General features: G+C 45.6%; 20 protein-coding genes, 1 pseudogene and 1 other annotated feature. Of the genes and pseudogenes, 19 read left to right on the plus strand and 2 right to left on the minus strand.

Annotation, left to right across the window (positions count from 1 at the left end; translation table 11 throughout):
* The 8 genes from ACJMLT_RS01080 to ACJMLT_RS01115 form a co-directional block, all read left to right on the plus strand.
* Nucleotides 1-278: DUF402 domain-containing protein (locus ACJMLT_RS01080; protein WP_405725291.1), on the plus strand; the 278-nt coding region annotated here is incomplete at its 5' end.
* 4 nt (nt 279-282) lie between these two features.
* Nucleotides 283-978, plus strand: coding sequence for a RadC family protein (gene radC / locus ACJMLT_RS01085; protein ID WP_405725294.1), 696 nt, complete (start codon nt 283-285; stop codon nt 976-978).
* A gap of 13 nt (nt 979-991) precedes the next feature.
* A complete protein-coding gene (locus ACJMLT_RS01090; protein ID WP_405725297.1) occupies nt 992-1,213 on the plus strand; it encodes a PspC domain-containing protein in 222 nt (73 codons plus the stop codon).
* Between the two features lie 40 nt (nt 1,214-1,253).
* Nucleotides 1,254-2,255 (plus strand): tryptophan--tRNA ligase, encoded by a 1,002-nt coding sequence (trpS, locus tag ACJMLT_RS01095; protein ID WP_405725300.1) that lies wholly within the window; start codon nt 1,254-1,256, stop codon nt 2,253-2,255.
* An 86-nt stretch (nt 2,256-2,341) separates the two neighbouring features.
* Nucleotides 2,342-4,177, plus strand: coding sequence for an NAD(P)-binding protein (locus ACJMLT_RS01100; RefSeq protein ID WP_405725303.1), 1,836 nt, complete (start codon nt 2,342-2,344; stop codon nt 4,175-4,177).
* Nucleotides 4,171-5,913: a [FeFe] hydrogenase, group A gene (locus ACJMLT_RS01105; RefSeq protein ID WP_405725306.1), complete on the plus strand. Its 1,743-nt coding sequence runs from the start codon at nt 4,171-4,173 to the stop codon at nt 5,911-5,913. Before ACJMLT_RS01100 ends, ACJMLT_RS01105 begins: the two co-directional genes overlap by 7 nt.
* 225 nt (nt 5,914-6,138) lie before the next feature.
* Nucleotides 6,139-7,665 carry a DUF1538 domain-containing protein gene (locus ACJMLT_RS01110; RefSeq protein WP_405725309.1) on the plus strand — a complete coding sequence of 509 codons (1,527 nt, stop codon included), beginning with the start codon at nt 6,139-6,141 and terminating at the stop codon, nt 7,663-7,665.
* A 19-nt stretch (nt 7,666-7,684) separates the two neighbouring features.
* A complete protein-coding gene (locus ACJMLT_RS01115) occupies nt 7,685-8,368 on the plus strand; it encodes a hypothetical protein (protein ID WP_405725312.1) in 684 nt (227 codons plus the stop codon).
* A gap of 64 nt (nt 8,369-8,432) precedes the next feature.
* Here the strand turns inward: ACJMLT_RS01115 and ACJMLT_RS01120 are convergent, their stop codons facing one another.
* Nucleotides 8,433-9,629, minus strand: coding sequence for a pyridoxal phosphate-dependent aminotransferase (locus ACJMLT_RS01120; RefSeq protein ID WP_405725315.1), 1,197 nt, complete (start codon nt 9,627-9,629; stop codon nt 8,433-8,435).
* 83 nt (nt 9,630-9,712) lie between these two features.
* Between ACJMLT_RS01120 and ACJMLT_RS01125 the strand changes: the two genes are divergently transcribed.
* The 7 genes from ACJMLT_RS01125 (at nt 9,713) to ACJMLT_RS01155 (ending at nt 16,966) form a co-directional block, all read left to right on the plus strand.
* Nucleotides 9,713-10,534, plus strand: a complete 822-nt coding sequence (locus tag ACJMLT_RS01125; protein WP_405725318.1) for a magnesium transporter CorA family protein — start codon at nt 9,713-9,715, stop codon at nt 10,532-10,534.
* A gap of 435 nt (nt 10,535-10,969) precedes the next feature.
* Nucleotides 10,970-12,877, plus strand: coding sequence for a threonine--tRNA ligase (gene thrS / locus ACJMLT_RS01130; RefSeq protein WP_405725321.1), 1,908 nt, complete (start codon nt 10,970-10,972; stop codon nt 12,875-12,877).
* A 156-nt stretch (nt 12,878-13,033) separates the two neighbouring features.
* Nucleotides 13,034-13,161, plus strand: a sequence feature (ribosomal protein L20 leader region).
* 54 nt (nt 13,162-13,215) lie between these two features.
* The gene (gene infC / locus ACJMLT_RS01135; RefSeq protein WP_405725324.1) at nt 13,216-13,710 is read left to right on the plus strand and encodes a translation initiation factor IF-3; all 495 of its coding nucleotides are present in this window, start codon (nt 13,216-13,218) and stop codon (nt 13,708-13,710) included.
* Nucleotides 13,711-13,760: 50 nt separating this feature from the next.
* Nucleotides 13,761-13,961: a 50S ribosomal protein L35 gene (rpmI, locus tag ACJMLT_RS01140; protein ID WP_405725327.1), complete on the plus strand. Its 201-nt coding sequence runs from the start codon at nt 13,761-13,763 to the stop codon at nt 13,959-13,961.
* 55 nt (nt 13,962-14,016) lie between these two features.
* Nucleotides 14,017-14,370 carry a 50S ribosomal protein L20 gene (gene rplT, locus ACJMLT_RS01145; RefSeq protein WP_290715424.1) on the plus strand — a complete coding sequence of 118 codons (354 nt, stop codon included), beginning with the start codon at nt 14,017-14,019 and terminating at the stop codon, nt 14,368-14,370.
* 72 nt (nt 14,371-14,442) lie between these two features.
* Nucleotides 14,443-15,360 (plus strand): AEC family transporter, encoded by a 918-nt coding sequence (locus ACJMLT_RS01150; protein ID WP_405725330.1) that lies wholly within the window; start codon nt 14,443-14,445, stop codon nt 15,358-15,360.
* A 265-nt stretch (nt 15,361-15,625) separates the two neighbouring features.
* A complete protein-coding gene (locus tag ACJMLT_RS01155) occupies nt 15,626-16,966 on the plus strand; it encodes an aspartate aminotransferase family protein (RefSeq protein ID WP_405725333.1) in 1,341 nt (446 codons plus the stop codon).
* Nucleotides 16,967-17,050: 84 nt separating this feature from the next.
* Here the strand turns inward: ACJMLT_RS01155 and ACJMLT_RS01160 are convergent, their stop codons facing one another.
* Nucleotides 17,051-18,304: a glycerate kinase type-2 family protein gene (locus ACJMLT_RS01160; RefSeq protein ID WP_405725336.1), complete on the minus strand. Its 1,254-nt coding sequence runs from the start codon at nt 18,302-18,304 to the stop codon at nt 17,051-17,053.
* Nucleotides 18,305-18,624: 320 nt separating this feature from the next.
* Between ACJMLT_RS01160 and ACJMLT_RS01165 the strand changes: the two genes are divergently transcribed.
* From ACJMLT_RS01165 to ACJMLT_RS01180, 4 genes and pseudogenes are all read left to right on the plus strand, one after another.
* Nucleotides 18,625-19,116: a prolyl-tRNA synthetase associated domain-containing protein gene (locus ACJMLT_RS01165; protein WP_405725339.1), complete on the plus strand. Its 492-nt coding sequence runs from the start codon at nt 18,625-18,627 to the stop codon at nt 19,114-19,116.
* 108 nt (nt 19,117-19,224) lie between these two features.
* On the plus strand, nt 19,225-20,661 hold the full coding sequence (gene miaB, locus ACJMLT_RS01170) for a tRNA (N6-isopentenyl adenosine(37)-C2)-methylthiotransferase MiaB (RefSeq protein ID WP_405725342.1): 1,437 nt from the start codon (nt 19,225-19,227) through the stop codon (nt 20,659-20,661).
* Between the two features lie 11 nt (nt 20,662-20,672).
* A complete protein-coding gene (locus ACJMLT_RS01175) occupies nt 20,673-21,077 on the plus strand; it encodes a YlbF family regulator (RefSeq protein WP_405725345.1) in 405 nt (134 codons plus the stop codon).
* Nucleotides 21,078-21,180: 103 nt separating this feature from the next.
* A pseudogene (locus ACJMLT_RS01180) lies at nt 21,181-21,677 on the plus strand (DNA mismatch repair protein MutS); the annotation flags it as partial.

Here is a 21,677-nt window from a genome sequence, read left to right on the forward strand (position 1 = left end):
ACGACGAGCTGGTTTACTATTATTGTGATATCATTGATACGACATACAATCAGGAAGAAAATTTTTATGTTTTTACAGATCTTCTGGCAGATGTTATCATCTATGAGGATGGATTTGTGAAAGTGGTGGATCTGGGAGAAATCGCGGAAGCGTTGGAAGAGGGGATCATTACGGACAGAGAGGCAAAATTGGCTCTTTCCCGTTTGGATGCCCTTCTGGAAGTGATCTATGGCGGCGGCTTGCCGGAGATGATCGCTTTTATGGAAAAAAAGGTGTGATCTAATGAGTAAAGTTCATGATGGTCATAGAGAAAGAATGCGGGCTCGATTTCTGCAGGAGGGCGCGGATGGTCTAGCCACCCACGAAGTTTTGGAAATGCTTCTTTATGGTACCATTCCAAGAGGAGATACCAATGAAATTGCCCACCATCTTTTAGATGAATTCGGTTCGATTTCTAATTTAATAGAAGCAGATCCTTATGAAATTTCCAAAACGGCTGGCGTAGGAATGAAGAGTGCCGTGTTCCTTTCCCTGCTCCATGAATTGGTGCGCAGATATGAAAAAGAAAAAATAGAACAGAAGCCGGCCCTGACTTCTATTACCCGTTCGGCACAATATTGCAAGATGCTCCTGGCATTTCGTCCTACGGAACGTTTTTATGCCATTTGTCTGGATAGCCGCAGACAGATTTTGCATACAGCAAAGATCTCAGAGGGATCGATCAATGATGTTTACATCAGTCCCAGATTGATTGCAGAAAAGGCACTGCGATATAAAGCAACGGGTGTGCTGTTGTGTCACAATCATCCAAATGGCAGTGTAAAGCCCTCATCAGAGGATATATTTATCACTGGACATTTGAAGAAGATGCTGCAGCCGCTTGGGGTAGATGTGATAGACCATATTATCATTGGGGGAAATCAGTATTTTAGTTTTTGTGAAAATGATATGCTGAAAGCTGAGAAAGCTGAAGAATAAGGAGGGTTTTCCTATGAATAAAAAGTTATATCGATCTAAAAACGATGTAAAGATTTCCGGGGTCTGTGGCGGTATTGCAGAATATTTTGGTGCAGATGCCACCATTGTCCGCCTGCTTTGGGTATTGGGCACGCTGATGAATTTCTTTATCGGTGTTGTTGCGTATGTTGCATGTGTGTTTATTGTACCCGAAGATCCCGGCTGCATCGATGTAGATTATAAGGAAAAGAAATAAGCTCTGTAAAGAGATCTGAAAAAAGAAGGAGAACAATACTATGGAACAGAAAAAACGTATTTTTAGCGGTATGCAGCCTTCCGGTGTGATCACACTGGGGAATTATCTGGGGGCATTGAAAAACTGGACAAAACTGCAGGATGAATATGATTGTTTGTATTGCATCGTAGACATGCATGCAATCACAGTACGTCAGGATCCTGTCAAACTGCGCAAACAGGCAAGAGACCTGCTGGTGCAGTATCTGGCTGTTGGTCTTGACCCTGAAAAAAATATCATGTATTATCAGTCCCATGTACCTCAGCACGCAGAACTGGGCTGGATCCTGAACTGCTACACTTATATGGGCGAACTGAACAGAATGACTCAGTTCAAAGATAAAGCATCCAAGCATGCAGATAACATCAATGCGGGTCTGTTCACATATCCCACACTGATGGCGGCGGATATTCTGCTGTATCAGACAGACCTGGTGCCTGTTGGCGAAGACCAGAGACAGCATCTGGAACTGACCAGAGACCTGGCACAGCGTTTCAATGGTGTATATGGCGATACATTCAAAGTGCCTGAAGCATATATCGGCAAGGTGGGTGCAAGAGTTATGTCTCTGCAGGAACCTACAAAGAAAATGTCCAAATCTGATGAAAATCAGAATAACATCATTACACTGATGGATGATCCCAAAGTGATCATGAACAAAATGAAACGGGCGATGACTGACTCTGATAATGAAATTCGTTTCGCGGAAGACAAACCCGGTATTTCCAACCTGCTGAGCATTTATTGTGCTGTAACAGGCAAAACGATTCCCGAAGCAGAAAGAGAATTTGCCGGTATGGGTTATGGTACATTTAAAACAGCTGTTGGTGAAGCAGTTGTTGCAGATCTGGAACCTGTACAGAAACGTGTAAAAGAACTGGAAGCAAACAAAGATTATCTGGATGCGATCATCAAAGACGGTGCAGAAAAAGCAAGTCGTCTGGCAGACAGAACATTGACAAAAGTACAGCGTAAAGTTGGTTTTCCCAACCGCATCCGCTGAGGGACAGATTCAAACAGAAGGTTATGAAAAGCATTATCTTCGGATAATGCTTTTTTGTTATATTTTAGAGAGAAAGAAGGAGAACTATGAGCCGTTTATCGATTGAAACACCCGGACGCGCCCAAAATGTTCTGGATGGCCTGCATCAGGATATGGAACGCCGTATCAGTGCCAGTGCCCATGGACTGTGCCCTGTAGATATCTCTTTGAGCTATCTTCGCCTGTGCCATGCCCAGACTTGCGGGAAATGTGTACCCTGTCGTATCGGTCTGGGTCAGCTGACAGATCTGATCGAAAAAGTATTGGATCAGGATGCTACATTGGAGACCATTGATACGATTGAAAGAACAGCAAAAGTAATTGCCGATTCCGCTGACTGTGCCATTGGCTACGAAGGTGCCCATATGGTACTGCGCGGGATCCGCGGTTTCCGTGAGGATTTTGAAGAACATCTGCTGCATGGACGCTGCATCTCTTCCCTGAGCCATCCTGTGCCTTGTGTATCTGCCTGCCCTGCCCATGTGGATGTGCCCGGCTATGTGGCATTGGTGCGTGATGGCAGATATGATGATGCAGTGAAACTGATCCGTAAGGATAATCCTTTTCCTTCTTCCTGTGCTTATGTATGTGAGCACCCCTGTGAATCTCAGTGCAGAAGAAGTATGGTAGATGATGCCGTGAATATCTGTGGCCTGAAACGTTTTGCAGTGGATCATGCAAAACCGATGGAAGCGCCTGCAGCGGCTGCACCGACAGGAAAAACTGTAGGGATCATCGGCGGCGGCCCTGGTGGTCTGACTGCGGCTTATTATCTGGCACAGATGGGTCATGAAGTAACTGTTTACGAACAGAGACCTCAGCTGGGCGGTATGCTCCGCTATGGGATCCCTGATTATCGTCTGCCCCATGATATTCTGGAAAGAGATATCGATCATATCCTTTCTTCCGGTATCAAAGTGATTACAGATGTTTCCATCGGTAAGGACGTATCTATGGAAGACATCCAGAAAAGTTTCGATGCAGTATATATCTCCATTGGTGCCCATAACGATAAAAAATTGGGCATTGAAGGGGAAGATGCTGTTAATGTTGTCAGTGCAGTCAGTCTGCTGCGCCGCATCGGCGAAGGCGATGCACCTGATTTCACAGGCAAAAAGATCTGCGTTATCGGCGGCGGCAACGTTTCCATGGACGCAACAAGAACAGCAAAACGTCTGGGTGCAGCCAGTGTAACCTGTGTATATCGTCGTCGTGTGGATGATATGACTGCTCTGGCAGAAGAAATTGAAGAAGCAATGGCAGAAGGCTGTCAGATCCTGCCTCTGCAGGCACCTGCCCGCATTGAAAAGGATGCGGAAGGCAAGGTGGCAGCTCTGTGGACAACACCTCAGATCATCGGCCCCTACGGCAAAGACGGCAGACCCAAGCCTATTTCTGCGGATGTGCCCGATTTCCGAATTGAATGTGACTATGTGATCGTTGCCATCGGTCAGGCGATCGATGCCCGTCCTTTTGAAGCTATTGGTATCAAGACGTTCAAGGGTATGATCCAGGCGGAGGATACTTCTTCCGTTGCGGATGTGGATAACGTATTTGCCGGCGGTGATGCGGTTTCCGGCCCCTCTACCGTGATCCGTGCCGTTGCGGCAGGGAAGGTTGCGGCAGCCAATATTGATGCTTATCTGGGCTTTGATCATAAGATCAGCTGTGATGTGGAAGTGCCTGCAGCACATCTGACAAATACACCTCCCTGTGGCCGTGTGAATCTGAAAAGCCACTGTACACCCGATTGTCAGGGAAATTTCGATCTGGTCGTAGAAGGTATGAGTGCAAAAGAAGCGAAGCAGGAATCCAGCCGTTGTCTGCGCTGTGATCATTTCGGCTTCGGCAGCTTCAGAGGAGGGAGGAACACAGAATGGTAAGACTGACCATCGATGGCCAGAGTGTACAGGTGCCCAAGGGCACTACGATCATGGAGGCAGCAAAAACTGTCAATATCCAGATCCCCTCTCTGTGCTATCTGAAAGATATCAACGAGATCGCAGCCTGTCGCGTCTGCTGCGTAGAAGTGGAAGGGGAAAGGGCCATGGTAACGGCCTGCAACAACCGCGTAAAAGAAGGTATGGTAGTACATACCAATTCTCCCCGTGCAAGAACCACAAGACGTACCAATGTGCAGCTGATCCTGTCTCAGCATGACTGCAGATGTTCCACCTGTGTACGCAGTGGGAACTGTCAGCTGCAGAATATTTCCAATGATCTGGGTCTGTTCGAAATTCCTTTCGAAACCCAGCTCCATAAAGGCGTGCGAAGCCAGTGGACAAAAACATTTCCTTTGTACCGTGATTTTAATAAATGCATCAGCTGTATGCGCTGTATTCAGGTTTGTGAAAAAGTGCAGACTCTGGGGATCTGGGATCTGGCCGGTACAGGCAGCCGTTCCCGTATCGATGTATCCGACAACAGAGTTATCAAGGATTCCGAATGTGCGCTGTGCGGTCAGTGTATCACTCATTGTCCCACAGGCGGCCTGAGAGAACGTGACGATACTGCGAAGGTTCGTCTGACTATGGCTGCAAAGGATAAGATCACAGTGGTACAGGTAGCACCTGCAGTGCGCACTGCTTGGGGCGAATATTTTGGTCTGAGCCGCGAAGAAGCGACCATGGAACGTATGGCTGCTGTTCTGCGCCGTATGGGCTTTGATTATATTTATGATACAAACTTTACTGCTGACCTGACGATTATGGAAGAAGGCAATGAATTCCTGCACCGTCTGAAAAGCGGCGCACTGGTGCGCTGGCCTATGTTCACCAGCTGCTGTCCCGGCTGGGTTCGTTTTCTGAAGAGCCAGTATCCAGAATTGACCAGCCAGCTTTCCACAGCAAAATCTCCTCAGCAGATGTTTGGTGCCGTTGCCAAATCCTGGCTGGCTGAAAAACTGGGCGTAGCACCCGAAAAGATCTGCTGCGTTTCTATTATGCCCTGTGTGGCGAAAAAAGCAGAGGCGGAACTGCCTACTATGAGAGGGGAATACGGCCCCGATGTGGATATCGTTCTGACCACAAGAGAACTGGTACGCATGATGCGTGCGGATAATTTGGATCCTCGTTTCATTGCGGAAGAACCTGTGGATTCTCCTATGGGAACACATACTGGTGCCGGCGTGATCTTTGGTGCTACCGGCGGTGTAATGGAAGCTGCTCTGCGTACAGCCTCCTTTGTAATGACAGGGGAAAACCCTGATCCCGATGCTTTCAAGGATGTCCGCACAGAACCCGGTCTGCGCGAAGTGACATACGAAGTTGCAGGGATCCCTGTTCGCTGCGCTGTTGTCAGCGGTCTGGGCAATGCCCGTACGCTGATCGAAAAACTGAAAGAAGGCAAGGTTCATTATGACTTTGTGGAAGTGATGGCTTGTCCCGGCGGCTGCGTTGGCGGCGGCGGTCAGCCCATTTCTGTGGAGGATGAAGAACTGTATGGTGTTCGTGGGGAAAGACTGTACGAACTGGATGCCAAGAATCCTCTGCGTTTCTCCCATGAAAATCCTGATGTACAGGCACTGTATCAGGAGTTCTTAGGAGAACCTCTGGGAGAAAAAGCCCATCATTTGCTCCATACGGATCATAAAGCATGGGATATGCCTAATCAGAAATAAAAATATTATATGGTGCAATCAAAAGCCATTCGGAGGATCCTCTGAATGGCTTTTTTGCGGTATGCAGGCTAAAAATATTTTCGGGAGAATAAAAGAGAGCGTTAAATTTTCTTAACATAAGTTGACGCAAATACTACTAAAATGGTAGAATATAGAAAAATGCTGAAAATGAAGTGTTTCAGGAGAAAAATAAGGCTGTCTTATCACAGATATGCGGAATGGGGGATGCGTTTGGTGAGTCATTCAAAATTAAAAGAAAAAATATTTGAATCTTTGGCTTCTGTTTTGCCGCTGACAGCGATCGTATTGTTCTTGAGCATCACACTGATGCCTTTGGCATCGGGGGCGTTGGTGCTGTTTTTGTTTGGAGCGTTGCTTCTGATCGTTGGTATGGGGTTCTTTACACTTGGCGCGGATATTTCCATGATGCCTATGGGGGAAGGGATCGGTGTGGAAATGAGCCGAGCAAAAAATGTAGGCGGCCCTTTGGCGGTTTGCTTTATTTTAGGTATGCTCATTACCATTGCGGAGCCGGATCTGCAGGTTCTGGCAGAACAGGTGCCGGCGATCCCCAATAAGATACTGATTTTTGCAGTGGCGGCGGGAGTAGGTATTTTCCTGATGGTTTCCCAGCTGCGTATCCTGTTCCATATTCCCTTGGCAAAATTGCTGGTTGGGTTATATATTATCGTTTTTGGTCTGGCATTTCTGGCCCCCGCAGATTTTGTGCCTGTTTCCTTTGACAGCGGCGGCGTGACGACGGGGCCTGTAACCGTTCCTTTTATTATGGCTTTGGGGATCGGTATGGCGACCCTGCGAAGCGACAGAAATTCCAGAGAGGACAGTTTTGGTCTGATCGCTTTGTGCAGCGTGGGGCCGATTCTGGCAGTTCTGTTGCTGGGGGTGTTTTATAAACCGGATAATGCACTGTATTCTCCTACGGAGGTTCCTCTGGTAGGGACAACAAAAGATGCAGCTGCATTATTTGCTCATGCTATTCCGGAATATCTGCATGAGGTAGCCATTGCACTGATACCGATCGTATTGGTATTTATTGCCTTTCAGTTTTGTTTTAGACGTTACAAGCATCATCAGCTTGGAAAAATTGCCGTTGGGTTTGTGTTTTCCTATGTGGGTCTGAGTCTGTTCCTGTGCGGCGTAAATATCGGTTTTATGCCTGTTGGTCAGTTGATCGGTGCAGGGATCGCAGAAAGTGCCCATGCATGGATGCTGGTTCCTATTGGTATGATCATTGGGTATTTTATCGTTGCAGCAGAGCCTGCCGTACATGTGCTGACAAAGCTGGTGGAAGAGATCTCCAATGGTCTGGTTACAGCAAAGATGATGCAGAACGCCCTGTCTGTTGGGGTTTGTGTGTCCGTGGGCATTGCCATGCTGCGTATTCTGACCGGGATTTCTATCCTCTGGTTCCTGATCCCAGGTTATACGGTGGCAGTGGTGCTTACATTTTTTGTACCCCATATGTTTACCGGTATTGCTTTTGACAGCGGCGGCGTTGCTTCCGGCCCGATGACAGCAACTTTCCTTCTGCCTTTTGCTATGGGGGCCTGTGAAGCTCTTGGCGGCAATATCATGACAGATGCATTTGGTATCGTTGCCATGGTAGCAATGACACCACTGATCACCATTCAGGGAATGGGGCTTCTGACGCAGATGAGAGAAAAAGCTAATCGCCGCTTTATTCAGGTTCAGCTGAATCAGCTGGAAGATGATATCCTGTATTTTGACTGAAATGATGTGAGGTGAGAAAATGAAGTCTGTACCAATGGAACCCCTGAAACTGATCGTCTCCATTGTAGAACGGGGACAGGGCAGAAATATGATAGACCTGTTTAATGGGCAGAAGATCACCCATCATTTTCAGTGTGCCGGAATTGGCACGGCAACATCTGAAATTATGGATATTCTTGGTCTGGACAGCAAGGATAAAGATGTGATCTTCAGTGTGGGCAAGGCGACACTGGTCAATCGGCTAATGCGTGATCTCAATAATGAGCTGCGAAGCAGTGCTCGTTCGAAGGGGATTGTTTTTGACATGAAGATAGGCGCAGTAAGCCACATTTTGGCACTGGCTCTTCTGATGCCTGTAAAAGAAGAAACGGGAAGGGAGGATACGATGGTGGAAGAAGGAATGGAAAACAGCATGATTCTGGTGACAGTGAATCAGGGCTTTACGGAAGAAGTGATGGAAACTGCCCGAAAAGCAGGCGCTCGCGGTGGTACGATCATACATGCCCGCTGGGCAGGAAGCGAGAGCACCGAAGAGTTTTATGGCATTACGGTGCAGATGGAGAAAGAAATCATTGCGATCGTATCTCCTTCCGAAAAAAGAAAAGCCATCATGGAAGCTATCAACAGCAACCATGGTATGAAGACAGAAGCAAAAGGTACAGTCCTTTCGATTGGGATTGAGGATATGGTTCGCCTCGGCTGATGAAAGTGTTGTAAAATAAAATCCACCGGAAATAGTTATGTTTCCGGTGGATTTTTTGTTTCTCTTATTTTTTCAGAACGGTATTCATCCATTCAGGATCTTTTAATTTTGCCAGTCTGGAAAGAGCTTCGTCCAGCGTTTCCTTGCTTCTGGCGAAATGAAGGCGGATCAGATGGTTCACATCTTCTTTAAAGAAACTGGAACCGGGCACAGCTGCTAATCCGATGTTTCTGACCATCCATTCGCAGAATTCCAGATCTGTCCAGCTGTGGAAGTAGGGCATGGAAAGGAATTCGCTGATATCGATCATAACGAAATAAGTACCTTGTGGTACATTATGCACCAGACCGATGCGATCTAAGCCCTCCAGAAAATACTGGCGTTTTTCCGTATAAAGGGCTTTCAGTCCTTCATAATAGGAATCAGGGAAGTTCAGCGCAGTGACTGCTGCTTCCTGCAGAGGGGAAGGAGCGCCGACAGTTAGGAAGTCATGTACTTTCTTTGCTGCATCCACAACTTTTTCGGGGCCGATCAGATAACCCAGTCTCCAGCCAGTGATAGAATAGGATTTGGAGAGGGAGTTACAGGTGATGGTGTGTTCATACATGTCGGGCAGAGATGCCATACAGATGTGTCTGTGGGGTTCATAGACCAGATATTCATAAACTTCATCAGTAATGACAAAGGCATCATATTTTACAGCCAGTCTGCCGATGGCTTCCAGTTCTTCGTAAGTGAAAACCTTACCACAGGGGTTGGAGGGGTTGCAGACGATGATGGCCTTTGCGCCCTGACGAAAACCATCTTCGATCAGGCTGATGTCGAAATCGTAGCTGGGTGGCACCAGTGGGATATAGATGGGTTCTGCGCCGGAAAGGATGGCATCCGTACCGTAGTTTTCATAGAAGGGGGAAAAAACCATAACCTTATCCCCGGGATCGCAGATGGTCATCATGGTACACATCATGGCTTCTGTACTGCCGCAGGTCACCAGAACTTCTGTTTCTGCATCAACGGTTCTGCTGATTTTCCTGCCATGTTTTTTTGCCAGAGCTTCCCGCAGGTTTCTGGCGCCAAAAGTGATGGAATACTGATGAGGGCCGCGATGGGCGATCTCTGCCAGAACATCCATCAGCTCCTTGGGAGGGGCGAAATCAGGGAACCCCTGAGAGAGATTGATGGCATTATATTCATTGCTGATCCTTGTCATTCTGCGAATGACAGAGTCGGTGAATGTTCCTACTCGTTTGCTTAATCGCATAAAAAACCTTCTTTCGTATGTAAAAATCTCTGGATATTATATCATAGTTATTGAGAAAATAAAGGAAAGATTGGAGCGAGGGTATGATAAAAGTATATTCTTATGAAGAAATGGAAAAGAGCGGATTGCCGCAGGAAGTTCTGGAAGAAATGCGCCATTTTGGATATGCAAGATATGATTCCTTTGAAGGATTTGACTGCATCAGTGTGGAAATGCTGGATTATGAAAATCTGCTTCTGAGCAGAGGGAGCGTACTTTTTTATCTGGAAAAGGATCGGCTGGTATGTTTTACATCCAAAAAAGAGGGAATGGAAAAACTGGTTGGCGAGCTACTGGATAAGGTGGCAGAGGACAGGCTGCTTTACGCGTTTTTAGATGAGATCACGAAAAAGGATGATATTGCATTTGAAACGATTGAAAGGGAGATCATGTGTCTGGAGGAGGCATTGATCACAGAAGGGAAAAGAGACTGTGTGCCGGAGATCGTTGATCTGCGCAAGCGGCTGATGGTTTTAAAGAAATTTTATGAACAGATGATGAATGTGTTGGATATGATGATAGAAAATGAGAATGACATTTTTGACAGCAAAACTATGCGGTCTTTTCGCATGCTTTACCGCAGGACGGAGCGCCGATTTCAGAATGTGCTGAATATGCGGGAAAGCGTAACGCAGGTGCGGGAAAGTTATGAGGCAGAAGTGGATATCAGTCTGAATACGACTATGAAGATATTCACAGTAGTAACAACGATCTTTCTGCCATTGACACTGATCGTTGGCTGGTATGGCATGAATTTTGATATGCCGGAATACGGATGGTCACATGGTTATTTTTTTGTTACTGTTGTTACGATCCTCTGCATTGGGGCGGGGATCCTGTTTTTTCGTAAGAAAAAATGGTTCTGAACTGTTCTTTGTATAAGGACATCTGTAAAATCACGCGGAACAAATTTAGAAAAAACTGTTGACAGGACTTTACAAAATGGTATAATTAACAATGTGTATGAACACAAGATATTGTAAATGCGTTGATGAGGACAGTAGTCCTTTCCCGCGCGCTGCAGAGAGGGGTGCCCGGAAGGTCGAAAGACTTCCACAGGCTGTGAGCATCCTGCCGGGGAAAGTGTATGAATACCACCTCTGAGCGGCTCTAATACAGCCCGGTGACTCCGTTATCGTCAGAAAATGAGTGGTTTTATTGGAACAATTAGGGTGGAACCGCGGGAGTATGTGCTCTCGTCCCTTTTCGTAGAGGAAAGTGGATGCAGGGTATTTTTTTATTTATAGAAAAATATCTGTCTGCTTTCAAGAAATCAATGTTCTAAAAAGGAGAGAAAAACAATGAAGATTACACTGAAAGATGGCGTAGTAAAAGAATTTGACAACGCTGTATCCGTACTGGAGATCGCAAAATCCATCAGCGAAGGTCTGGCAAGAAATGCTTGCGCAGGTATCGTTGACGGTGAAGTAAAAGATCTGCGTTATGTAGTAGACAAAGATGCAGAAGTTTCTATCTGCACATTCGAAGATGAAGCTGGTAAAATTGCATTCCGTCACACAGCATCCCATATGCTGGCACAGGCTGTAAAACGTCTGTACCCCGAAGCAAAAATCGCGATCGGTCCCGCAATCGCTGACGGTTTCTATTATGATTTCGACAGAGAAAAAGCTTTTACGCAGGAAGAACTGGAAGCTCTGGAAGCAGAAATGAAGAAAATTGCGAAAGAAGATATCGCAATCGAAAAATTCGAACTGCCCAGAGAAGAAGCAATCAAATACATGGAAGAAAGAGAAGAACCTTACAAAGTAGAACTGATTCAGGATCTGCCTGAAGATGCTGTCATTTCCTTCTACAAACAGGGCGACTTCACAGATCTGTGCGCAGGCCCTCACCTGATGAGCACAAAAACTGTAAAAGCAATCAAACTGACATCTGTAGCAGGTGCTTATTGGAGAGGTTCCGAAAAGAACAAAATGCTGTCCAGAATCTACGGTACAGCTTATCCTAAAGCATCCGAACTGGAAGCATACCTGACAATGATCGAAGAAGCGAAAAAACGTGACCACAGAAAACTGGGCAAAGAACTGAAACTGTTTGCTATGCTGGACGAAGGCCCCGGTTTCCCCTTCTTCCTGCCTAAAGGTATGGTTCTGAAAAACACACTGCTGGAATACTGGAGACAGATCCACAAAGAAGATGGTTATGTAGAAATCTCTACACCCATCATTCTGAACAGAGAACTGTGGTACAGATCCGGTCACTGGGATCACTACAAAGATAACATGTACACAACAGTGATCGACGAAGAAGATTATGCAGTAAAACCCATGAACTGCCCCGGCGGTATGCTGGTTTACAAACAGGATATGCACTCTTACAGAGACCTGCCTATGCGTGTGGCTGAAATTGGTCTGGTACACAGACATGAAAAGAGCGGTGCGCTGCACGGTCTGATGCGTGTAAGATGCTTCAACCAGGATGACGCGCATATCTTCATGACAGAAGAACAGATCAAAGATGAAATCTCCGGCGTAATCAGACTGATTGACAGCGTTTACAGCCTGTTTGGTTTCAAATATCATATCGAATTGTCCACAAGACCCGAAGACAGCATGGGTTCCGACGAAGCTTGGGAAATCGCCACAGCAGGTCTGCAGAACGCGCTGGATGAAAACGGCATCAACTATGTTGTAAACGAAGGCGACGGTGCATTCTATGGTCCTAAGATCGACTTCCATCTGGAAGACTCCATCGGCAGAACATGGCAGTGTGGTACCATCCAGCTGGATATGCAGATGCCCGAAAGATTCGAACTGGAATACACAGCTCCTGACGGCAGCAAAAAACGTCCTGTTATGATCCATCGTGTATGCTTCGGTTCCATCGAACGTTTCATCGGTATCCTGATCGAACACTTTGCAGGTGCATTCCCCGTATGGCTGTCTCCTGTACAGGTTAAAGTTCTGCCTATCTCTGAAAAATTCGCAGATTACGCAAACAGCGTGGCAGCAGCTCTGGATGCAGAAGGTATCCGCGTAGAAACAGACCACAGAGCAGAAAAGATCGGTTACAAGATCAGAGAAGCAAGAAACGAAAGAACACCTTACATCATCGTTGTGGGTGAAAAAGACCAGGAAGCAAATATGGTTTCCCTGCGTTCCAGAAAGAACGGCGAAGAAGGTCAGGTTGCTCTGGCAGACTTCATTGCAAGAATCAAAGAAGAAATCGAAACAAAAGTTCTGGACTAAAAAGAATTTTAAGGCGGAGAGTGATCTCCGCCTTATTTTTATTGACAGGGAAAGGCTTTTTCGATAAAATAATGAAGTTGACGTCAAATTAAAAAAGTTTGAAAAAACAGGGAAAAGTATTTGACAAGATTGTATACACATGGTATACTACTATGGTAAACAAAGAAGAAGTTCCGCTTCTCACCTTATGGCATGAGCAAATAGGGTTAATACAGTATTCGAACAGAGGATAGCTCTGTTTTTCTGTGTGCGGCGGATTTCTTCCGGCGCTTTCTTTTTTGTAAAGAAAGAGCTTGTGGATACAGTAAATTTGGGAGGTGCTTACCATTACTGAGTTAATGATTAACGAACAGATCAGAGACAAAGAAATCCGACTGATCGATGAAAACGGTGAACAGCTGGGTATCGTTTCTTCCAGAGAAGCGCAGAAAATCGCTGATGAAAGAAAACTGGACCTGGTAAAAATCGCTCCTACAGCGAAACCCCCCGTATGCCGCATCATGGACTACGGTAAATACAAATTCGATCAGGCGAAAAAAGAAAAAGAAGCCAGAAAGAAACAGAAAACAGTTGATGTAAAAGAACTGCGTCTGTCCCCCAGCATCGATACACACGATGTTCAGGTTAAGGTGAAAAAAGCCAATGAATTCCTGAAGGACGGCGACAAAGTAAAAATCAGTATTCGTTTCAGAGGTCGTGAAATCGGTCATTCCAAAGTAGGTATGCAGATCATGGAAGATTTTGCAAAAGCTACATCCGAATTGGGTGTGGTTGATAAACCCGCTAAAATGGAAGGCAAGAGCCTGGTTATGTTCCTTGCACCAAAGAACTGATCCGCAATGCGGAAGGAAACTATCACAAACATTTTTAGGAGGAAAATACAATGCCTAAGTTGAAAACAAAAAAAGCAGCAGCTAAAAGATTCAAAGTTACTGGTACAGGTAAAGTAAAAAGAAACAAATCCAATACTCAGCACATCCTGGGTAAAAAGTCCAGAAAAAGAAAAAGAAATCTGAGACACGCTACAACAGCTGACAGAACAGTAGAAAACAAAATCAAAAAGACACTGATTCCTTACGCTTAATCAGCAGTTTCAGGAACGACTATTTTTCGAGAATTATTTTTAGGAGGACTTTACAATGGCAAGAGTTAAAGGCGCGCTGAACGCTAGAAAAAAACATAAAAAAGTACTGAAACTGGCTAGAGGCTACAGAGGTGCTAGATCCAAACAGTACAGAGTAGCAAAACAGTCTGTAATGAAAGCAATGGCATTCGCTTTCGCTGGCAGAAAACAGACAAAGAGAGAATACAGAAGCCTGTGGATCGTAAGAATCAACGCAGCTGCAAGAATGAACGAAATTTCTTACAGCAAACTGATCCATGGTCTGAAAGTTGCTGGCGTAAACATCAACAGAAAAATGCTGGCTGAACTGGCTGTATCCGATCCCGCTGCTTTCACAAAACTGGTTGAAACAGCAAAAGCAGCTCTGTAATTTATCACAGATATACAAACAAAGGCTTTCATCTTCGGATGAGAGCCTTTTCTATTACATGGAGGATGCTTTATGGAAGCAATTTTGGTAAAAGCCTGCGGTTTTCTGTTTATGATCGCATTGGGCTTTGTTTTGAAAAGAATCGGGCTGTTTTCTGTGGAGGATAGCGGGGTACTCAGTAAAATTGTACTGAAGATCACACTGCCTATGGCCATCATCAGCAATTTTAAAGGATTGGAGCTGAGCAGCAGTTTTCTGATTGCTATCATCATCGGATTTGTGGTGCATTTTGTGGCCATTGCCGTAGTTTTGCTGGTGACAGGAAAGAAGCCTGCGGAGCAGAGAGCCTTTTATATCATCAATACATCAGGGTTTAATATCGGGCTTTGTACTTTGCCATACATGTCCAGTTTTTTTGCGGCGGAGGCTGTGGCTTTAGTCTGCATGTTTGATGTGGGCAATGCCATTATGTGTTTTGGATTTACCTTTGCCATAGCCATGATGGTTTCCAAAGGGAAGGGGAATGTAAATAAAAAGGAAATTTTGAAAACGCTGTTTTCTTCCATGCCTTTTGTGACCTATCTGGTGATGATCCTGCTTTGCACAGTCCATATTTCTCTGCCGGAACCTGTTTACACAGTGGCGGGGATGATCGGGCAGGCCAATGCCTTTGTAGCCATGCTGCTGATCGGTATTCTGTTTGAGCCAAAGTTCAACAGAAACGAATTGAAGGATATGCTGGGAGTTTTCAGTCTGAGAATGATCCTTGGGGTAGTGTTTGCCCTTGGTATCTATTATCTGCTGCCATTGCCGCTGATGTATCGACAGATTCTTGCTGTGATCGTTTTTTCTCCGATCCTGAGCGTTGCGCCCATTTATACGGAACGCTGTGGCTACAATCGATCTGTGGCAGCCGTTCTGAATTCTCTGATGCTTCCTTTCAGCATGGTCGTGATGACAGTTCTGTTGATGTTGCTTAAAGTATATTGAATATTTCAGACCACTCTTTTAAGTGGTCTGTTTTTTATTTAAAGGAAAATCACAGAAGAGGCGGTCAAAACAACAAAGAATTTTTATGCATGGGAAACAAATATGTATACAGTATAAAGAGGGCTGAAAATAATCTGAAAAATGCGATTTTTTTGGTTGACAAACGATAGCAAACAACTATAATTGATTATAAATTGCACCGGTTTTGGTGCAATCAATGATCCAAAAGAAAAGGGCCTGAAATGGCCAAAGGAGGAACGGTAAAATGAATAAAGAAACAAATCTTGCATGGGTAAACAGAGACGAAAGCGTCATTGCACCTTGTCAGCACCTGTCCTATTTCCCTATGACAATCGATCATATTGACCATGATATGATCTACGATGTAGAAGGCAACTCCTATATTGACTTCCTGTCCAGTGCGTCTTCTTTGAATCTGGGCAGCTGCAATCCTTTGATCACAAATGCTGTAAAAGAACAGCTGGATAAATATTCTCAGTATACAATTGTATATACATATGGCAGACCTGCGGTAGAATATGCAGAAAGACTGGCTTCCGTGTACCCCGGTAAAATCCCTGTAAAAGTTGCTTTCGGTAACTGTGGTTCTGACGCCAACGATGCGGCTGTAAAATTCTGCCGTGCTTATACAAAACGTTCCAAAATCATTACATTCATCAATGGCTACCACGGCAGCACATACGGTTCCATGTCCATGTCCATGGTAACAACAAAGATGCGTGCGAAAATGGGTCCTACACTGCCCGATATCTTCTGTTTCCCTTTCTATGACGAAACAATTGAAGATGCAAAATGCGAAAGAGAATGTGTAGCCGATCTGGAAAGAGCATTCGATACTTATCTGGATCCCGAAGAAGTAGCGGCTGTGATTATCGAACCCATTCAGGGGGATGCCGGTCTGCTGCCTGCACACAAAATCTTTATGAAAAAACTGTATGAACTGTGCCAGAAACACGGTATCATGTTCATCGCAGAAGAAGTACAGCAGGGTTTCTACCGCAGCGGTAAATTCTGGTCTATCGAACATTATGACATCATCCCTGATGGTATCATCATGGGTAAATCTGCCGGCGCAGGTTTCCCTCTGGGTGCATTTATTGGTAAAGCGGAAATGATGGATGTTCTGCCTGCACCTGCTCATCTGTTTACACTTTGCGGTAACGCAGTTTCCTGTGCTGCCGGCATTGCGCAGTTCGACTATATGCAGTCTGAAGAATTCCAGAATATTCTGAAAGAAAACACAAAGATCATGAACAACTGTCTGGCTGACATCTGCAGAAAACATCCCGATGTGGCATTCAGCACCAGCGGCATTGATATGTCCAAAGCACTGGTCATCAAGAAGAGAAATGAAAACGGCAACATGGTTCCAGACCCAGATGGTGCTTATAAGATCCTGTTCCGTGCCTTCGAAAAAGGTCTGTTGGTTATTTCTCTGGCAGGCAACAGACTGCGCCTGCAGCCACCTCTTAACATCAGACCTGAAAACCTGAAACGTGGTTTCGAAATCATCGAAGAAGCAATCGTTGACTATAAAGCAGGCATCATCACAGATGAATGTCTGAAATATAGAAACGGCTGGTAAAACAGACCGATGCAGCCATACTGTGGCAACTTTTTGTAAAAAATTCATTATAAAAAGAAAACCCCGACGATGTCGGGGTTATTTTTATTTGCAGAGAAGGAAATACAGGTCATTTACATTAGTTCCTGTAGGGCCTGTAAGGATCAGTGCGTTCGCTTCTGTGAGGGCGTGGTTGGAATTATTTTCTGCCAGAACAGCGGGGATGGAGAGTCCCTTTTCTGTTAAACGGGCTTTTGTGTTTCCGTCAACAATGCCCCCTGCTGCGTCTGTAGGGCCGTCTGTGCCGTCAGAACCTACTGCGGCAATGACAACACCTTCCATACCACTGATGGCTTCTGCGGCGGAAAGAGCCAGCTCCTGATTTCTGCCGCCTTTGCCTTTTCCTGTGATGCGAACGACGGTTTCGCCGCCGCAGATGATGGCACAGGGAGCTTTCAAAGGAAGACTATCCTTTTGAATGGTTTTTGCAATGGCGGCAAGGAATTTGCCTGCTTCTTTTGCTTCGCAGTCCAGCATATTTGTCAGGATCATGGGGGTGTACCCAAGGGCTTCAGCCGCTTTTGCGGCATCAGCGCAAAGCTGAGTCACGCTGCCTGTGATCTCCATAGTTACGTTGGAAAGAGATTTTGGTGTTTCCTTAGCCAGCTGAGCTTTCATCTTTTCTGTCAGCTGCAGATCGTATTTCCTGACAACAGCAAAGGCGTCTTCAGAAGTGGAGGAATCGGCGCAGGCAGGGCCGGAAGCGATGGAATCGGGTCTGTCTCCCAGAATGTCACTGAGGGCAATGCAGAATACCTGAGCAGGGGCGCAGAGTTCTGCAAATCTGCCGCCTTTGACAGCAGAAAGATGTTTGCGGATGGTATTCATTTCCACGATATCCGCGCCGCATTTTAAAAGCTGATCGGTGATATCCAGAAAATCTTCCAGAGTCAGATCGCCGGCAGGGCTTTCGAACAAAGCAGAGCCGCCGCCGGAAACCAGAAAGAAAACGATGTCTTTTTCATTCAGGTCAGAGACGGCTTCTATGATTTTTTTTGTGCCGTGGATGGTATTTTCATCGGGCAGAGGATGCCCTGCTTCCAGAATGGTAAAACCGGGGATCTCTCCCTGTGTGTGACCGTATTTTGTCAGAACGATGCCTGTATCGATGGGGTGCGGAACATTTTCGGCCGCTGCTTTTGCCATGTTCCAGGCAGCCTTGCCGATGGAAATGACAATGACCTTTCCTTCAAAGGGGAAGCTTTTCCCGCAAATGGCTTTTTTCACTGCTTCATCGGGCAGGGAAGCTTGGATGGCGTGATGGATGATTTGTTTTGCATCAGATAGGAGCTGAACCATAAAAACACCTCTGTTTTGTGTATTTTTGTTTTTCTAAAGTGTAGCACAGGAGGTGGAAAAAAGAAACAGAAGGGCAGAAAAAGATATGGAAAGATAGAAAAAGAGAGTCACGGGGGTGAGTGACTCTCTGAAAAAAGGGAGGGTATGTATACTATGCTAATTGCTTTGCCTCTTTTCTGAGGACATCTTTAGTTTAATCTGTCAATATGAATTTGGTATGGCTTGTTTGTAAACATTTTATGAACATTCGTAATTCTTGGAAAAAATGCTTTTTTTTCGGCAAATTTGCGTTAAAATGATGTCTGAAAGGAGTGACAGGCGTGTTTGGAAAACAGGAAATAAAATCTTTTTTGGAAGAAAAGAATATCCCCTTTGAATGGGTGGAGCATAAAGCTGTTTATACCATCGAAGAAATGGAAGAACTGGGTCTGGAAAGTATGGATGAGATTGCAAAAAATCTTTTTCTGAGAGATCAGAAGGGAAAACGACATTTTCTTGTGGTGATCCGTGCGGATAAACAGGCAAATCTGAAGGAACTGGGAGAAAAGCTGGGCGTAGGGAAACTTTCCTTTGCATCAGAAGAACGTCTGGAAAAATATATGGGGCTGAAAAAGGGCGCAGTGAGTCCGCTGGGGATACTGAATGATGAAAACTGTGCCGTAGAGGTTTTCTTTGATGAGGACTTTACAAAAATGCCTCGTATCGGTGTGCATCCCAATGAAAATACGGCCTCTGTATATCTGTCTCCCGAGGATCTGTTACGTGTGATTCGGGAGCATGGCAATGAACTGGAAATCGTTTCTTTTGCTTAAGATTCTCAGAAAAAACATTGAGAAAGACTTGCTTTTGTGATAAAATATTTAAGATTGTGGGAAGTATGTCCTTTTCACAAAATGTTTGCATTTTGAAAGGAAACGAACATGGAAATAAAAGCTGGAAGTGCTGTCAAACCCAGTGAACTGGAACTGGCAAGACAGCTGGAATATATTCGTTCCATTCGTGAACAGAATGATGCTTATGAAGCGGCAAACGGCAGAAAGAAGAAGTTCTACTCTCTGGCAATGGGCTGTCAGATGAATGCCCATGATTCCGAAAAGCTGGAAGGCATGCTGACGGAAATGGGGTATGAAGCGACAGATGTAGAGAAAGAAGCGGACTTCATCATCTACAACACCTGCTGTGTGCGCGAAAATGCGGAATTGAAGGTATATGGCAAACTGGGCTGGCTGAAGCATTACAAGGAAACAAAGAATCCGGATGCCATCATTGCCCTTTGCGGCTGTATGATGCAGCAGGAAACAGTCCTGCAGACACTGCGCCAGAAATACCGTCATGTTGATATCGTTTTCGGCACATTCAATCTGTATAAGCTGCCAGAACTGGTGGCTACACGTATGGAAAGTGACAGAACCGTATATGATATCTGGCAGGAACACAAAGAAGTGGTGGAAGACCTGCCCATCATCAGACATTTCCCTTACAAGGCGTCTGTGAATATCATGTTTGGCTGTAACAATTTCTGTTCTTACTGCATTGTGCCTTATGTGCGCGGCAGAGAACGCAGCCGTACGCCCGAGGATATCCTTGCGGAAGTACGCAAACTGGCAGCAGATGGCGTAAAAGAAGTCATGCTGCTGGGTCAGAACGTAAATTCTTACGGAAAGAATCTGGACAACCCCGTTTCCTTTGCAGAGCTTCTGCGTATGGTGAACGAAGTGGAAGGCATCGAACGCATCCGTTTTATGACTTCTCATCCCAAGGATCTTTCCGATGAATTGATAAAAACCATGGCGGAATGTGATAAGGTGTGCAAATATCTGCATCTGCCTGTCCAGAGCGGCAGCAGCGAGATCCTGCGCCGTATGAACCGTCACTACACCAAGGAATCTTATCTGGAGATCGTGCGCAAAGTCAGAGAGGCTATGCCCGGCATCACTCTGAGCACAGATATCATCGTAGGTTTCCCCGGTGAAACAGAAGAAGACTTCCAGCAGACGCTGGATGTCATTCGTGAAGCCCGCTACAGCACAGCCTTCACATTTATCTATTCCAAGCGTACAGGTACCCCTGCGGCAGTGATGGAAGATCAGGTGCCCGAAGATGTGGTAAGTGACCGCTTCAACAGAATGCTGGATGTGCTGAATCCTATCGTCCACGAAGTTCACGAAGAACAGGTGGGCAAGGTGATGACGGTCTTTGCGGAAGAAGTGAGCAAACAGAACAGCTCTATCCTGACGGGTCGTGCCGACAACAATATGCTGGTGCATTTCCCCGGTACGGAAGATTTGATCGGACAGATGGTTTCCGTAAAAATCATCGATAACAAAACATTTTATTTGATTGGTGAAAGGATTTAAGGTGAACAATTATGGCAACAGTATTTGAAATGGCAAGAGCACTGGGCGAAGAACTGCAGAAAACTCCTCAGGTGGAAGCACTGCTGGCAGCAAAAGAAGCATATGAAAAAGATCCCGAAGTTTCCAAACTGGTAGCAGAATATACACAGATGCACTATGACTTCGAAGCAAAAATGCAGCAGGGCGGTATCCCTGTAGAAGAACAGAGAGAATTCAACGAAAAAATGAAAACAATGGGTGAAGCAATCAGAACAAACAAACTGGCTGCTGATCTGTATGTTGCTGAACAGAACTTCAATAACTTCATGAACTCTGTATTCAATATCATCACAGCAACACTGACAGGTGAAGAACCTGAACAGGCAGGTGGCTGCGATCCCAGCTGCTGCTCTTCCTGCGGCGGTGGCTGCCACTGATCGTTTCCTTGAAACAGAGGAATAAATAGTAATTATCATTACCCGAACTCCTTTTATGGGGTTCGGGTATACTTGCTAAAAAGGAGAAGGAGGAAGGACATCCATGGCGAAGATCACACCCATGATGCAGCAATACTTTGAAATCAAAGAAAACTATAAGCATTGCCTGCTCTTTTTCCGTTTGGGGGATTTTTACGAAATGTTTTTTGAGGATGCGGTCATTGCATCCAAAGAACTGGAGATCACCCTGACGGGGAAAGACTGGGGACAGGAAGAAAGAGCCCCGATGTGCGGCGTGCCGTTCCATTCCGCCGATGGCTATATTGCCCGCCTGGTGGAAAGAGGCTATAAGGTTGCGATCTGCGAACAGGTGGAAGACCCTAAAGCAGCAAAGGGGTTGGTCAAGCGTGATGTTGTCCGTGTGATCACTCCCGGTACGGTTGTAGATAATACCGTTCTGGATGAAACAAAGAATAACTATATCCTATCCGTTTACAGCAGCAACAGCGGTTACGGCATTGCAGTCTGCGACGTGACTACAGGCGAATTCCAGACAACGGAGTTCGGCAGTGTACAGGCGGCGGCAAAAATTCTGGATGA

The sequence above is a fragment of the Anaerotignum sp. genome (assembly GCF_045122575.1).
GTDB lineage: Bacteria > Bacillota > Clostridia > Lachnospirales > Anaerotignaceae > Anaerotignum_A.